The 14,044-nt window shown below is 73.2% G+C and carries 18 protein-coding genes; 6 read left to right on the plus strand and 12 right to left on the minus strand.

All coding sequences use genetic code 11. The annotated features are described in order from the left end of the window. Positions 1 to 258: 258 nt before the first annotated feature. On the minus strand, positions 259 to 1,761 hold the full coding sequence (locus tag VFG42_RS05095; protein ID WP_324905938.1) for a sigma-70 family RNA polymerase sigma factor: 1,503 nt from the start codon (positions 1,759 to 1,761) through the stop codon (positions 259 to 261). 124 nt (positions 1,762 to 1,885) lie between these two features. Continuing rightward, on the minus strand, positions 1,886 to 2,374 hold the full coding sequence (locus VFG42_RS05100) for a hypothetical protein (protein ID WP_324905940.1): 489 nt from the start codon (positions 2,372 to 2,374) through the stop codon (positions 1,886 to 1,888). A 129-nt stretch (positions 2,375 to 2,503) separates the two neighbouring features. On the opposite strand from VFG42_RS05100, the gene VFG42_RS05105 reads away from it, so the two are divergent. After that, positions 2,504 to 3,625 carry a hypothetical protein gene (locus VFG42_RS05105; protein ID WP_324905942.1) on the plus strand — a complete coding sequence of 374 codons (1,122 nt, stop codon included), beginning with the start codon at positions 2,504 to 2,506 and terminating at the stop codon, positions 3,623 to 3,625. 187 nt (positions 3,626 to 3,812) lie between these two features. After that, complete coding sequence (locus VFG42_RS05110; protein ID WP_324905944.1) at positions 3,813 to 4,211, plus strand: acyltransferase; 399 nt, start codon at positions 3,813 to 3,815, stop codon at positions 4,209 to 4,211. A 2-nt stretch (positions 4,212 to 4,213) separates the two neighbouring features. Here the strand turns inward: VFG42_RS05110 and VFG42_RS05115 are convergent, their stop codons facing one another. The 7 genes from VFG42_RS05115 to VFG42_RS05145 all read right to left on the minus strand — a co-directional run bounded on the left by VFG42_RS05115 (position 4,214) and on the right by VFG42_RS05145 (position 9,317). Then, positions 4,214 to 4,450 (minus strand): hypothetical protein, encoded by a 237-nt coding sequence (locus tag VFG42_RS05115; RefSeq protein WP_324905946.1) that lies wholly within the window; start codon positions 4,448 to 4,450, stop codon positions 4,214 to 4,216. A gap of 3 nt (positions 4,451 to 4,453) precedes the next feature. Then, positions 4,454 to 5,569, minus strand: coding sequence for an inorganic phosphate transporter (locus VFG42_RS05120; RefSeq protein WP_324905948.1), 1,116 nt, complete (start codon positions 5,567 to 5,569; stop codon positions 4,454 to 4,456). 6 nt (positions 5,570 to 5,575) lie between these two features. Beyond that, on the minus strand, positions 5,576 to 6,202 hold the full coding sequence (locus VFG42_RS05125) for a DUF47 domain-containing protein (RefSeq protein ID WP_324905950.1): 627 nt from the start codon (positions 6,200 to 6,202) through the stop codon (positions 5,576 to 5,578). Between the two features lie 209 nt (positions 6,203 to 6,411). Next, on the minus strand, positions 6,412 to 7,293 hold the full coding sequence (gene panB / locus VFG42_RS05130; RefSeq protein WP_324905952.1) for a 3-methyl-2-oxobutanoate hydroxymethyltransferase: 882 nt from the start codon (positions 7,291 to 7,293) through the stop codon (positions 6,412 to 6,414). A 51-nt stretch (positions 7,294 to 7,344) separates the two neighbouring features. Beyond that, the gene (gene panD / locus VFG42_RS05135) at positions 7,345 to 7,728 is read right to left on the minus strand and encodes an aspartate 1-decarboxylase (RefSeq protein ID WP_349260390.1); all 384 of its coding nucleotides are present in this window, start codon (positions 7,726 to 7,728) and stop codon (positions 7,345 to 7,347) included. A 6-nt stretch (positions 7,729 to 7,734) separates the two neighbouring features. Further along, a complete protein-coding gene (panC, locus tag VFG42_RS05140; RefSeq protein ID WP_324905956.1) occupies positions 7,735 to 8,601 on the minus strand; it encodes a pantoate--beta-alanine ligase in 867 nt (288 codons plus the stop codon). Further along, positions 8,598 to 9,317: a Rossmann-like and DUF2520 domain-containing protein gene (locus tag VFG42_RS05145; protein WP_324905958.1), complete on the minus strand. Its 720-nt coding sequence runs from the start codon at positions 9,315 to 9,317 to the stop codon at positions 8,598 to 8,600. The genes panC and VFG42_RS05145 overlap by 4 nt, the downstream gene beginning before the upstream one ends. Positions 9,318 to 9,444: 127 nt before the next feature. On the opposite strand from VFG42_RS05145, the gene VFG42_RS05150 reads away from it, so the two are divergent. The 4 genes from VFG42_RS05150 to VFG42_RS05165 all read left to right on the plus strand — a co-directional run bounded on the left by VFG42_RS05150 (position 9,445) and on the right by VFG42_RS05165 (position 11,604). After that, complete coding sequence (locus VFG42_RS05150) at positions 9,445 to 10,281, plus strand: uracil-DNA glycosylase (RefSeq protein ID WP_324905959.1); 837 nt, start codon at positions 9,445 to 9,447, stop codon at positions 10,279 to 10,281. A gap of 3 nt (positions 10,282 to 10,284) precedes the next feature. Beyond that, a complete protein-coding gene (locus tag VFG42_RS05155) occupies positions 10,285 to 10,803 on the plus strand; it encodes a DUF1697 domain-containing protein (protein ID WP_324905961.1) in 519 nt (172 codons plus the stop codon). A 144-nt stretch (positions 10,804 to 10,947) separates the two neighbouring features. Continuing rightward, a complete protein-coding gene (locus VFG42_RS05160) occupies positions 10,948 to 11,232 on the plus strand; it encodes a type II toxin-antitoxin system RelE/ParE family toxin (protein WP_324905962.1) in 285 nt (94 codons plus the stop codon). Between the two features lie 72 nt (positions 11,233 to 11,304). Next, a complete protein-coding gene (locus VFG42_RS05165) occupies positions 11,305 to 11,604 on the plus strand; it encodes a helix-turn-helix transcriptional regulator (protein ID WP_324905964.1) in 300 nt (99 codons plus the stop codon). 10 nt (positions 11,605 to 11,614) lie between these two features. Here the strand turns inward: VFG42_RS05165 and VFG42_RS05170 are convergent, their stop codons facing one another. The 3 genes from VFG42_RS05170 to VFG42_RS05180 are packed head-to-tail and all read right to left on the minus strand — an operon-like array spanning position 11,615 to position 14,038. Further along, the gene (locus VFG42_RS05170; RefSeq protein ID WP_324905966.1) at positions 11,615 to 12,268 is read right to left on the minus strand and encodes an HD domain-containing protein; all 654 of its coding nucleotides are present in this window, start codon (positions 12,266 to 12,268) and stop codon (positions 11,615 to 11,617) included. Positions 12,269 to 12,291: 23 nt separating this feature from the next. After that, entirely contained in the window at positions 12,292 to 12,972 is a 681-nt protein-coding gene (locus tag VFG42_RS05175) for a hypothetical protein (RefSeq protein ID WP_324905968.1), read from the minus strand. A gap of 19 nt (positions 12,973 to 12,991) precedes the next feature. Further along, complete coding sequence (locus tag VFG42_RS05180) at positions 12,992 to 14,038, minus strand: LLM class flavin-dependent oxidoreductase (protein WP_324905970.1); 1,047 nt, start codon at positions 14,036 to 14,038, stop codon at positions 12,992 to 12,994. Positions 14,039 to 14,044 lie beyond the last annotated feature (6 nt).

A 14,044-nucleotide genomic window follows, 5' to 3' on the forward strand; every position in this document is an offset into this window, starting at 1 on the left:
GCCTAGTGTCGTGATTCATTCATTCGGTCGCAGCTTTCCGGGATGCTCGGCCCCGTCAGGCGGTCGTCGATGACCGCAGGCGACCCTTTGGGTCGTTGAGGATCAGCGGCGGGCGCATGGCGGCGGCGAGCGCCCGGAGGCTGCCGGCGAATGAATGAATCACGACACTAGAGCGCCGCTCGGCCGCCCGGCGCGTGCGTCGGTGCGGTTCGCGTGAGACGGCGCGGCGCGTGTGTGGCGGTGCGGAGCGCGGGCGGCTCAGTCGCCCTCGTCGCCGTGTGCCGACGACGCGGGCGTCGTGGACGTGGGCGTGGGGGTGGAGCTGGAGGTGCCCTGGGCGTTGGAGTCGCCCTTGCCGGAGCCGTTGGAGCCGGAGCGGATGTTCTCGGCGGCCGGGGCGGACGGGGTCTTGCTCGTGTCCTGGCCCTGGTCCTCGCCGTTGCCAGAGCGACCGGAGGAGGAGCCGGAGGCGCCGGACTTCGAGGTGCCGGTGCCGCTCCCCTTGCCGTTCCCGTTCCCGTCGCCCCGACCGCTGCTGTGCTGCGAGGTCTCGTTGCCCTGGGTGTCGTCGGTGCCCGAGCGCCCGTTGCCCTTCGAGGCGTTGTTGGGGTGGTCGGCGGAGCCGCGGCCACGGCCCTGCCGCCCTTGGGCGTCGTCGTTGCCCTGGGCGTTGCCGCGGCCGTTCGCGTTCTGACGGCCGCGATGGCTCGTCCCGCTCTCGACGGTCGTCGTCGGAACGGCGGCGTCGGGCGCGCCGGCGCCCGCGCCCACCGTGCGGTTGCGCGCGCCACGGCCCTTCCCGTGCTTGCCGCGGCGCCCCGGCCCCGGCCCGGAGCCAGGCCGCCGTGCGACGAGGTCGTCGCGGGCCACCGCCGGCGTCGCGTTCCCCACGACCGCCGCCGTGACCGGCGGCGTTCCCGCGCGCTCGACGGCGGCCGGCGCTCCCGCCCGCTGCTGGACCACGGTGCGCGGGACGGCGGCGGCGTCCGCCGCGCCTCCGCGCATCGCGTGGTGCGTCCCGACGGCGCCGCCCACCAGCGCCCCGGTCGCGGCGACCCCCGCGCCGAGCTTCATCAGCGTCGCGCTCGCCCCGGCGCCCGCGGCGGCGTCGACCCAGCCCGGCGCCCTGCCGCCCGACAGCAGCTCCGCGAAGCGCGCGACCAGCGGGTACGGCGTGATCGCCGTCGCCGCCGAGCGCACCGCGACGCGGGCGCGCATCAGGTGCTGGCGCGCGGAGCCCTTCGTCACGCCGAGCGCCTCGGCGATCTCCTCGTGCGAGCGACCCTCCAGCTCGCGCAGCACCAGCGCCGCGCGCTGGCGCTCGGGCAGCGCCTGGAGCGCGGCCAGCGTCGAGCGGAACTGCTCGGAGCGCTCGAAGGACTCCTCCGGCCCGGCGCCGCTCGCGCGGGCGCCCAGGGCCGCCTCGTCGAGCGGCACGTCGTCGCGCACCGCGCGCAGCACGTTCAGCGACGCGTTGTGCGCGATCCGGTACAGCCAAGGCTTGAGATGCCGCACTTCGTCGGTCCTCGTCATCGCTTCGTGGGCGTTGATGAGCGCCTGCTGCACGGCGTCCTCGGCCCGCGAGGGGCCGACGATCCCGGCGCAGTACCTCATCAGGGGCGTCCGGTAGCGGTCGACGATCGCGTCGAAGGCGGCTTCGTGGCCGGCCACGGCCAGCTCGGCCAACCGCGCGTCGCTCTGCAGACGCAGCAGCGAGGCTCCCGCCAGGCGGGCGGGGTGGCGCAGGGGAGCTGGCTTCATCCGTGTCTGACCTGATCCTCCGGAGAACGACGCGAACCGTGTCCGACCTTACTTCCCGAAATGCCCGCTCCGCGCACGGCCCCGGGGTCCGCACCGGGGCCGTGGCGGAGCGAGGGGTTCGTCGCTAGGAGACGACGACGACCTTCTTCCAGGTCACCGCGTCGCCGATCAGCGACAGCTTGGCCACCGCGACCTTGGCGCCGGTCGCGAGCTTGTCGGTGCCGCAGCGACCGTGGTCGTCGCCGGAGACGGTGGACGGGGGCGTCGTGGTCGACCCGCGGCCCTGGTCGCCCGGATCGTCGTTGCCGTCGCCGCGACCGTGGTTGGCGGCCTTCGCCGTCGTCGACGAGGGGGCGGTCCAGCAGATGATCACGGTCCGGTCGGTGACGTCGGCGGTGTACGTCTTGCCGCTGGGCAGCGCCAGCGTCAGCTCGCCGCCGGCGAACGACTGGATCGTCGCGCTCGCGGTGCCGGTGACGTCGCGGTCGCGCTTGACGACGTGATGGTGGTGGCGCTTGTGATGGTGGTGCCCATTGCCATGAGCGGCGGCCACGGCCGGGGTGGCCAGCAGGGCCAGTGCGCCGGCGGCGCCGGCGATGCGGGTGCGGAGCATGTGCGTTCCCCTCCTGTCTCGGGTTCGTGTGTCGCGCTCTGAGACACAGGGCGTGCGCGAAGATCACGCACCGGATGTCCGGCCATCCACCGGCCGTGCCGCCAGGGCGACCGGTAGCGTTGATCGGACATGGCAATGGAACCGTCCGTCGTCACCGTCACCGGCCCCGATCGCGCGGCCCTGCTGACGGATCTCACGCTGCGCTTCGGCCACATCGAGCTGGTCAGCGAGCGCGAGATCGTGCTGCCCGGCGGCGGCCGCGGCCACGAGCTGACCGTGCGGCACCGCCCGTTCACCTCCGAGCTGGGCGGCGTCGTCCCGCCCGTGCCGGAGCCGACGCCGCTGGCGGCGCACGCGCCCGACGCGCCGACCCAGCTGCACGTCGCGCCGGAGCCCCCCGTGGACCCGCACGCCGCGCCCGCGCCCGCGCCGGAGCCGCCGCCCGCCCCCGAGCTGCACGCCGCGCCCGCGCCCGCGCCCACCCCCGACGCCCAGGCCGACGCCACCCTCGCCGCCGCCCGCGAGCAGGCCGAGGCCCTCGTCGCTCAGGCCCGCGAGCAGGCTCAGCAGGCGCTCGACCAGGGTCGCGCCGACGCCGAGCAGCTGCGCACCGACGCCCGCAACGAGGCCGCGCGCGTCGCCGCGCTGGCCGAGGAGGACCAGGCCCGCGCCGTCGCCGCCGCCCGCGCCGAGGTCCAGCAGGAGCTGGAGCGGGCCAAGGCCGAGCACCAGCGCGCGCTGGCCGAGCACCAGGCCGGCGAGGAGCAGCGCATCCAACAGGCCATCGCCGCCCGCGTCCGCGAGCTGGACAACGAGTCCGACAACCGCCGCGTCTCCGCCGACCACGAGGCCCGCCGCGCGGTGCAGGCCGCACAGGAGGAGGCGGTCCGCATCAAGCAGGGCGCCGAGAAGGAGCTGGCCGACGCCCGCGTCGAGGCGCGCGGCATCACCCGCGACGCGCGCGAGCAGGCCGACGCGCTGCTGCGCGAGGCCCGCGCCCAGGCCGACCTGGCCGGCGTCGAGTCCCGCGCGCTCTCCGAGGCCGTCCGCGACGCCCAGCACCGCCTGCGCGAGCTGAGCAGCCAGATCACCTCCCAGCTGCAGGCCGCCCAGAAGGACCTCAACGACCGCACCAGCCTCCACTCCGTCCAGGCGCGCCTGCGCGCGGGCGGCAGCGAGGGCAGCGCGGTCGAGATCGCCGAGCACCTCGGCAAGATCCTGCGCGGCGCCGGCAGCACCGAGGAGCGGTGAGCTGCTGAACGCCACCCAGGCCCGGCTGTGGCTGCAGAAGTGGCGCTGGTACGAGCAGAACACGCGCCCGCTGCACCGCGCCCGCATCCACTACGAGCTGGCCAAGCGCGAGTCCTTCGCCCGCTGGCCGATCCACGGCAACGTCCTGGAGCTGCTGCGCGACGGCCGGCTCGACCTCGGCCCCAACGTGCAGTTCGAGCCCGACGTCTGGCTCACCGGCCCCGACCCGGCGCGGATCCGGATCGGCGGCGGCTCGTTCCTCAACATGGGGGTGATGGTCGCCGCCATGGACCTCGTGGAGATCGGCCGCCACTGCATGCTGGCCAACGGGTGCTTCGTCACCGACGCCAACCACCGCTTCGACGACCCCACGACGCCGGTCCCGTGGCAGGGCTTCACGACCAAGGGCCCGACCAAGCTCGGCGACAACGTCTGGTGCGGGGCCAACGTCGTCGTCACGTCCGGCGTGACGATCGGCGAGCGCTGCGTGATCGGGGCCAACTCGGTCGTCACGACCGACATCCCCGCGTTCTCGATCGCCGCCGGCGCGCCCGCCCGCGTGATCAAGACCATCACCTACGAGTAGGCCTACTTCTTGACGATGATCGTCACGCCGAAGACGACGACGGCGAGGAACGCGATCGTCGCCACCGTGCCCAGCGCGCTGTAGGCCAGCGCCGTCCCGCCGGCGCCCTCGCGCCGCGCCTCGCCGGCGCGCGCCCAGCCGACGAGCATCAAGGAGTAGGAGATCGCGACGGCCAGGCCGGCCAGCGGCGCGACGTACAGCAGCTCGCCGATCTTGTCCCACTCGATGGTCGCGAGCATCGCCTAGCCCTCCGCCGGCGCCGCGGTCGTGATCGCCGGGCCGCGCCGCACCCGCGTCGCGAACGCCGCGGCGACCAGCCCGATCACCAGCAGCGTCACGAGCACCACGCCCGCCGCGTCGTCGCCGAAGAGCTGGGTCAGCGCGTAGGCGACGCCACCGATCACCGCCGAGCACGGCAGCGTCAGCAGCCACGCCAGCGCGATGTTGCCGGCCACGCCCCAACGCACGGCCGAGAGCCGCTTGGCCGCGCCCGCGCCCATGACGCCGCCGCTGATGACGTGCGTCGTCGAAAGCGGGAAGCCGAGGTGCGACGCGGTCAGCACGACCGCCGCGCCCGCGCCCTGCGCGCTGAAGCCCTGGGCCGGGTCCATCTTGATGATCCGCGAGCCCATCGTCCGGATGATCCGCCAGCCGCCGCTGTAGGTCCCCAGCGAGATCGCCGAAGCGCTGCAGATGACGACCCAGGTCGGCACGTGGAAGTCGTTGGCCGCGATGTTGCCGTGCGCGATCAGCGCGAGCGTGATGATCCCCATCGTCTTCTGCGCGTCGTTGGTCCCGTGGGCCAGCGAGAACATCGCGCCGCTGACGAGCTGCCCGAGCCGATACCCGCGGTTGACCACGCCCGGCCGCTGCCGCCCGACGACGCGGTAGGCGACCAGGATCGAGATCCCCGCGACCGCGAAGGCCAGCGTCGGGGCGATCACGGCCGGGATCACGACCTTCTCGAGGATCCCGTCGAACTCGATGACCTTGGCGCCCTGCGCGACGAACGCGCTGCCGACCATCCCGCCGATCAGCGCGTGCGAGGACGACGACGGCAGCCCGAACCACCAGGTGGCGAGGTTCCAGGCGATCGCGCCGATCAGGCCGCCGAAGACGACCGTGGGCGTGACCGCGTTGGCCTCGACGATGCCCTTGGCGACCGTCGCGGCGACCTCGAGCGAGATGAACGCGCCCGCGAAGTTCAGCACCGCCGACATCAGCACGGCCGCCCGCGGCGACATGGCGCGGGTGGAGATCGACGTGGCGATCGCGTTGGCGGTGTCGTGGAAGCCGTTGGTGAAGTCGAACGCCAGCGCCGTGGCGACCACGATGTAGAGGACGATGTCCGAGTCCATCAGGTACTACGAGTTCTTGATGACGATGCCTTCCAGCACGTTGGCCACGTGCTCGCAGGCGTCGATCGCCTGCTCGAGGCGCTCGTAGATGTCCTTCCAGCGGATCACGACCATCGGGTCGATGCCGTGGTCGAACAGCGAGGCCATCGCCTCGCGCGACACCCGATCCCCGTCGTTCTCCAAGCGGTTGATCTCGACCGTGTAGTGGCTGAGATCCTGGAAGCCGCGCATCCGGGGCAGCGCCTCGGAGACCTGGCGCGTGGCCTGCACCAGGATGTGCGACAGCCGCACCGCCTGCTCCATCGGGGCCTCGATCCGGTAGAGGCCCATGTAGTCGGCGACCTCCTCGGTGTAGTCCAGGACGTCGTCCAGCGCCGAGGCCAGCGCGAGGATGTCCTCGCGGTCGATCGGCGTGACGAACGTCGCGTTGAGGCGATGGATGATGTCGTGGGTGATCCGGTCGCCCTCCTGCTCGCAGACGAGGATGTCGCGCGCGAGCTCCTTGCGATCGGGCCACGCGCTCATCATCTGATCGAGGAGATCGGCGGCGCGGGCGATGTTCTGCCCGGCCTCCTCGAAGAGGTCGAAGAATTCACGGTCCTTCGGGGCGAAGACCTGAGACAGACGGGCCACGGCGCGCAGCGTAGCGAGTGAAAGCGAAGTTAACGGGTCAGCCTCTCGCTCTCCGTCGCCGAGGTGGCCGTGAACTCCGGCGAAGTTAACGGGTCAGCCTCTCGCTCTCCGTCGGCGAGGTGGCCGTGAACTCCGGCGAAGTTAACGCGCGCGGCCCCCGCCGGGAGGGCGAGGGCCGCGAGAACGCGTGGGTTTTCGACCGTGCCCGGCTAGGCGCTGAGGGCCCGGCGGAAGCGGGCCAGCTCCTCGTCCGGGATCGAGTAGCCGTGGTCGGGGCCGGGGTAGCGCTTGGTGCGCACGTCGTCGGCGTAGGCCTCCACGCCGGCGACCATCTCGTCGAGGATGTCGGCGTAGCGCTGCACGAAGCGGGCGCCGCGGCCCTCGCGGATGCCCAGCAGGTCGTGGAAGACCAGGACCTGCCCGTCCGTCGCCGGACCGGCGCCGATGCCGATCACCAGCGTGTCCATCTTCGGCATGACCGCCTCGGACACGGCGCTCGGGATCGCCTCGAAGACCACGCTGAAGCAGCCGGCCTCCTGGAGCGCGAGCGCCTGGCGGGCGACCTCGCTCGCCGCCTCGGCCGTCCGGCCCTGGGCGCGGTAGCCGCCCAGCGCGGTCGAGGTCTGCGGCGTCAGGCCGACGTGGCCCATGACCGGGATCCCGGCCTGGACGATCGCCCGGGCGCGCGCGACCGAGACCTCGCCGCCGCCCTCGAGCTTGACGGCGTCGGCGCCCGCCTCCTTGATGAAGCGGAACGCCGTGGCGACCGCCTGCTCGTCGGAGACCTCGTAGGACCCGAACGGCAGGTCGGCGACCATGAACGGCGTGCTGAGGCCGCGGCGCACCGCCTTGGCCAGGACCAGCAGCTCGTCGAGGGTCACCGCGACCGTCGACGGGTAGCCGAGGACGGTCATCGCGCCGGAGTCGCCGACGAGGACGAGGTCGACGTTGGCCTTGTCGGCCGCCAGCGCCGACGGGTAGTCGTAGGCGGTGACCATGACCAGCGGCTCGCCGAGGCGCTTCTTCTCGGCCAGCCGCGGGAGCGTCATCGGCAGGCGCGAGGCGTCGGCCGGGACGGTGATGTTGCGCATGGTGGACATGCTTTCCATTGCCTCCTGTGGATCTGACGCGGTTGACGCCCTCTAGGTGAGGAGGGTCGCCACCGCCGCATCCACGTCGATGATGGTGTTGGTGTCCTTCTCGACGTGGACGACCTTGGGCTCGTAGCGCTCCAGGTCGGCCTCGTCGTACTGCCCATATGAGATGACGATGATGGTGTCGCCGCGGTGCACGAGGCGGGCCGCGGCGCCGTTGACCTTCATCGCGCCCGAGCCACGCTCGCCCGCGATGGTGTAGGTCTCGAAGCGGGCGCCGTTGTCGACGTCCACCACGTGCACCTGCTCGTGCTCCAGGATGTCGGCGGCCTCCAGCAGGTCGGGGTCGATCGTGATCGAGCCGACGTAGTGGAGGTCGCAGTCCGACACCGTCGCACGGTGGATCTTCGATTTGAGCATGACGCGCTGCATGAGCGCTCAGTGCCTCCCGTTCGTCCCGGGGCTACCCGCCGGGACGAGGATCGTGTTGTCGATGAGTCGTACCGGTCCGACGAGGGCCGCGACCGCCAGGAGCGTCTCCTGGTCGACCGTGCCCACGGGGGACAGGTCTTCGGGGTCGACGAGCGCGAGGTACTCGGGCTCGACGTCGAAGGGGGTCATCGCGGCGCGGGCCGCGGTCAGGACCTGGGCCGCGTCGGTCGTGCCGGCGGCGACCGTGCCCTCGGCGGCGCGCAGCGCGCGGGAGAGCGCGAGCGCGCGGCGGCGGTCGTCGTCGCCGAGGCGCACGTTGCGCGAGGAGAGCGCGAGGCCGTCGGGCTCGCGGACGGTCGGGACGACCTCGATCCGCACAGGCATGTCGAGGTCGGTCACCAGGCGCCGGATGACCAGCGCCTGCTGGGCGTCCTTCTGGCCGAAGAGCGCCACGTCGGGGGCGACCATGTTGAGGAGCTTGGTGACGACGGTCGTCACGCCGTGGAAGTGCTCGGCGCCGCGGTGGGCGCCCTCCAGCGCCTCGGTCAGCGGGCCGCCGACGCGGACCTGCGTGGCGAAGCCGGGCGGGTAGACCTCGTCGGGCGTCGGGGCGAAGAGGAAGTCGGCGCCCGCGTCGGAGGCCAGGGCGGCGTCGCGCTGCTCGTCGCGCGGGTAGTTGTCCAGGTCGCTGGGGTCGTTGAACTGCCTGGGGTTGACGAACAGCGAGACGACGACCTGGTCGGCCTGCTGACGCGCGGCGCGGATCAGCGCGAGGTGGCCGTCGTGGAGGTAGCCCATCGTCGGGACCAGCGCGACGGTCTCGCCGTCGCGGCGGGTGGCGCGCAGCGCGGCGACGGTGCGGATGGTCCTCATGCGGGGGCTCCCGCGGCCAGGTCGCGGGTGGCGGCGGCCAGCGCGTCGAACAGCGGCGCGAGGTCCGGCGCGCGGTCGGCGACCGCGGCGCGCTGTCGGGCCACGGTGGCCTCGTCGCCGCGGGCGATCGGGCCGGTGAGGGCGCTCCGCGGGCCCTCCGCGACCCAGTTCTCGACGGTCGCGCGGACCAGCGGCGCGAGCGCGTGGCGGTCGACGCCGCCGACCCGCTCGGCGGCCCACTGCAGCGTGATCAGGAAGTTCGAGGCGATGGACGCGGCCGCGTGGTAGGCGGCGCGGTCGGCGTCGGGAACGGTGAAGGGGATCATGCCCAGGGCGCGCGCGAGGTCCTCGGCGGTGCGCAGAGCGTTCTCGTCGCTGCCCGCGACCGCCGCGTGGGCGCCGGTGAACGTGGCGCCACGCGTGGTGATCGTCATCAGCGGGTGCAGGCTGAAGGCGCGGGCGTGATGGTCCGACAGCGGCTGGAGCGTCGTGGCGCCCGAGCAGTGGCCGACAAGACGGCCGGGGGAGACGGCCGCGGCCGCGTTGGCGATCTCGCCGTCGGGGACCGCGAGGAGGACGACCGGCGCGTCGGAGGCGGTGGCACCGCGCCCGAGCGGGCCGTCGACGCGCACGCCGGCAGCGCGCAGCGCCTCGGCGAGCGCCGTTCCGAGGCGGCCGTGACCCACGACCGCGCAGGCGGGAAGTTCGGAGTTCATGACGACAGTCGGTCCAGCTCCGGACGGCCCGGATGCCGGTCGCGAACGTTGCGTTCACGGCAATGGTACTCCGGAAGATGCGGGAAGGACCACCCGGGGGTCCGGCCGTGTGTCTAGGGTGCGGGATGTGCCGTCGGCCGATGAGCGACGCGAGGCCCTGAAGGGCCTGTTCCACGAGGCGCGTGGGTGCACGCGCTGCCCGCAGCTGGCCGCGACCCGGCACACGGTCGTCTTCGGCGGCGGCAACGCGAACGCGGACCTGATGTTCGTCGGCGAGGCGCCGGGGCGCAACGAGGACGAGCGCGGGCTGCCGTTCGTCGGGCAGGCCGGGCGGCTGCTCGACACGCTGCTGGGCGAGATCGGCCTGACGCGCGCCGAGGTCTTCGTCACCAACGTGCTGCGCTGCCGGCCGCCGGGCAACCGCGACCCGCACCCGGTCGAGATCGAGAACTGCCAGGAGTGGCTGTTCGGGACGATCGAGCAGGTCCAGCCGACGGTGATCTGCACGCTCGGCAACTTCGCCACCAAGCTGCTGCGCGGCGATCCGACGGGGATCATGCGCATCCACGGGCGCGCCGAGGAGCGGATGGTCGGGCCGCGGCGCGTGCGGCTGTTCCCGGTCTTCCACCCGGCCGCGGCGCTGTACACGCCCGCCAACGTCGAGGTGCTGCGGCGGGACTTCCAGCAGCTGCCCGCGCTTTTGGCGCAGGGCGCGCCCGAGCAGCCGCCGCCGCTGGTCGAGGAGCCGCTGGAGACGGAGATGGCGGAGGCCGAGGTGGCGGAGGCCGAGGTGGCGGAGGCCGAGGTCGACGCGGGGCCGGGGGAGGCCGTGCCGCCGGAGGTGGAGGCGGCGGCGGAGCCCGTGGGGCCGCCGACGCTGGCCGAGGAGCTGGACGCCGCGATGGCGCCGCGCGAGCCGGAGCCGCCCGCCGAGCCCGCGCCCGAGCAGCTCGGGCTGTTCTAGGGGATGCCGCGCCAGATCGCGCTGCTGCGCGGCGTCAACGTCGGGCCGACGACGAAGGTCGCGATGGCCGACCTGCGCGGAGCCTTCGCCGAGCTGGGGTTCACGGACATCAAGACCTACGTGAACTCCGGCAACGTCGTCTTCAGCGGCCGCAAGGCGAGCCTCGCGAAGGTCGAGCGGGCGATCGCGGGGGTGTGCGGATGGGACGTGCCGGTCGTGCTCCGTACCCAGGACGAGCTGGCCGACGTCCTCGAGGCCAACCCGCTCGGCGACGTCGCCGACAACGCCTCGCGCCACCTCGTCCTCTTCGCCGACGCGCCGATCGACGCGGCCAAGGCATCCGACCTCGACGCCGACGCGCTGGCGCCCGAGGCCTTCGCGATCCGCGGCCGCGAGGCCTACCTGTGGCTGCCCAACGGCGTCCAGCGATCGCCCCTGGCCAAGGCCATGAACGAGAAGCGCTTCGGCGTGCGCCTGACCGGCCGGAACTTCCGGACCGTCGACAAGCTCGCGTCTCTGTAACGACTCTCCCCGTTCTCCTCACCGTTCTGGGATCTGCCGCTACGGTGCCCGGCTGGCGAGCACATGGCAGAGAGCGCGAACCACAAGCGCCAATGGCGCGACTACCGCACGGCGGCGGGCGGTCGACCCGTCTACAAGTTCCTGATGGAGCTGTCCGACGAGGAGCGCGCCTCCGTCGTCGCGGCGATGAAGGAGGTGCGGCGCGACGGGCTCTGCGCGGCCAAGCACCTGCGCGGCGACCTCTACGAGGTCAAGGCCGATACCGCCGACAGGTTCTTCCGGGTGATCTTCGCCGCGGAGGGCCGATACAACCACGTTCTCCTGTCGCTCGAGGCGTTCGCGAAGAAGACGCGGAAGACCCCGCCGCCGAAGCTCGATCTGGCGCAGCGTCGGCTGAGCGACTGGCGCCGGCGTGGCCGCTCTTCATGACCGGTCGCAGGGCCTTGCACTATCTCTGATTTGAGATATCGTTCTGGCGATGATCTGGCGGATGGATTGGGCATGAAGGACTTCCTGGACGAGGTCGTCGACGAGTCGACCGCTCGCAACCCGGAGTTCCCGGAGTTGATCGCCGCCGCCGAGCGTCGGCGGGCGCTGCTGCGGGAGCTGGTCGAGTTGCGTCGCCACAAGGGCCTGTCGCAGACGATGGTGGCGGCGCGGATGCGCACGTCGCAGTCGGCGGTGGCGCGGTTGGAGGGGCAGGATGACGCCAAGGAGTCGATGATCGACCGGTACGCGGCGGCCGTGGGCGCGCGGGTGGAGCGGCAGGTCGTCGACCTGCGGCACGAGGCCGCGGCCTGACGCGCCGTCGCTAGCCGTCGAAGAGCGTGCGCGTGTCCGGGCCCTGGTGGGACTCGGCCAGCGCGGTGATCGCGTCGACGGTGCGGCGCAGCTCGTCGACGTAGGGGGAGGCGGCGGGGCCGAGGCGGTCGTGCTCGCGCTCGAAGGCGAGGGCCAGCTCGCGGTAGTAGATCCGGGTCGCGAGGCCGAGGCCCTGGCCGAAGCGGGCCCAGATGGCGTCGCCGTGGGTGCGGTAGTCGGTGAGGATCGAGCGGGAGTTGTGGAGCTTGTCGGCGAGCGACACGCGCAGCGCGCCGGGCGTCTTGTCCGGGAACGCGTCGACGTAGGCGCGCTTGCGCTGGTACCAGCCGGGGCGGTCGTCGGGGTCCAGCGTGTCGCTGTTGGCGACGACGATCGCGGCGACCGTTGCGCCGAACGCGGCCTCGATCTCGGCCAGCGCCGCGCGGCCGCCGCCGTCCTCGACGACGTCGTGCAGCAGCGCCCCGATCGCCTCGTCCTCGTCGCCGTGCATCTCCAGGACCAGCGACGCGACCGCCAGGATGTGCGCCGCGTAGGGGATCGGCGTGCCCTTGCGCAGCTGCCGCGCGTGGTGGCGCGTGGCGTAGCGCAGCGCCGCGTCGAAGCGCTCGGTCAGCAGCGGGGTGTCGGTGAAGGACTCGGGCACGGCGGGCGGGCGGGGAGACGGCCTCAGCGTGCCACGCGGCGCGGCCGCGCGCCGAGTCGGCGCAGCAGCGCGTCCCAGGCGACGGGGTCGGCGGGCGCCTGGGCGGGGACGCCGGCGGGCACCGGGACGCCGTCGAGCACCGCGATCTCCGGCGGGGCGGAGGGGACGCGCGCGAGCTGCTCGCGGACGGCGTCGGCGTCGCCGCGTGCGAGGACGAAGGCGAGGACGCCGCGTGAGGCGAGCAGGGCGGCGGCCGGCGGCGCGACGTCGGCGGCCGGGACGGAGTCGTCGCGCGGCTCGCTCGGGGCGCGCGCGTCGAGGATCACCCCGGCGCCGGTCGCCTCGCCCGGCAGGTAGAGCGTCCCCGCGACACCGCCGTCGCGCCAGCGGCGCGCCTTCACGCCGTCGGCGAGGAGCGACCGCGTCAGCGTCCGGGACGCGCCGCCGCCGTCCTCGTCCTCCACGCGCACGTCCAGCTCGACCGGCCGCAGCGAGCGCAGCGCGGCGATCGCGCCCGCCGAGGCGGGCTTGGCCGCCGCCCAGGCCAGCGCGTCGGGCGTCGCCCCCGACGCGCGCCAGACGAAGCCGTCGTCGTCGCGGATCCGCGCGCGCCAGGTCAGCGGCGCGCCGGGCGGCGCGCCGCCGACTTCCAGCAGCAGGGGTTCGTCGAGCAGGCCGGGCGCGGCCCCGCGGATCGCGAGCATCGCGCTCGAAGCATGCCGGTCAGTGGCGCTGGGTGGCGTCCGCCTCGCGGTCCTTGCTGAAGCGGCCGTGGCCCGCGCCGCCGCCCAGGGCGGGCAGGACCTCCTCGCCGTAGCGGCGGATCGAGCCGATCGGGTCGAGGTCGCCGATCCCCTGCAGGCAGATCACGCTGACCGCGTCGTCGACGGCGATCATCTCCTTGATCCGGTCGACGTGCTCCCGCGGGTCGGCGCTGACCAGGAAGCCCTCGTGAGCGAACTCCGCGTCGGTCATGCGCGCCTCGGCCGACCGGGCCATCTCGTCGAGATCATGATGGTCTTCGAGGTGGTACTCCGGGAACTGCGTGGTCTTCCACTTCTTGGTGGCCTTGATCAGCGCGGCCTCGTCGTCGCCGAGCGCGAAGCCCGCCTGCAGGACGATCTCGCCGACCGGCTTGCCGTGCTCCTCGCAGGACTTCTTGTAGGCCTCGATCACCTCGGGCGCGCTCTCGGGATCGCCCAGCGTCCACAGGCCGTCGCCGTGCCGGCCCGCGATCCGCGCGGCGTCGGGCCCGAAGGCGCTGACGATCATCCGCGGCCGGGTCTCGGCCATCGTCATCAACTTGGCCTTGTCCAGCGAGAACCAGCCGCCGTCCATCGTCACGGTCTCGCCGTCCCACAGCCGCGTGATCGCCTCCAACCCCGACTCGAAGCGCCGCAGCATCGCGGCCGGCTCCGGCCAGTCGAGCCCCAGCGGGACCTCGCTCAGCGCCTCCGCCGAGCCGACGCCCAGCACCGCGCGCCCCGGATACAGCTCCTCCAGGTTCATGAAGTACTGCGCGACGACCGCCGGGTGGTAGTGATGCAGGATCGGCGTGACGCTGGTGAACAGCGGCTTGTCGGCGACCTGCTGGCCGACGGCGGGGAGGTAGACCCACGCCGCGCTGCCCTTGCCCTGCGGGAACCACGAGTGGAAGTGGTCGGAGGAGCCGACGGCCTCGAAGCCCGCGCGGTCGGCGGCCTTGGCCTGCTCGAGCATCTCGGACGGCGTGAACTCCTCGGTCGAGGCGGCGAACCAGAACTGGGTCATGCACCG

It is taken from the genome of Baekduia sp. (genome assembly GCF_035685985.1).
In the GTDB taxonomy this organism is placed as follows: domain Bacteria; phylum Actinomycetota; class Thermoleophilia; order Solirubrobacterales; family Solirubrobacteraceae; genus Baekduia.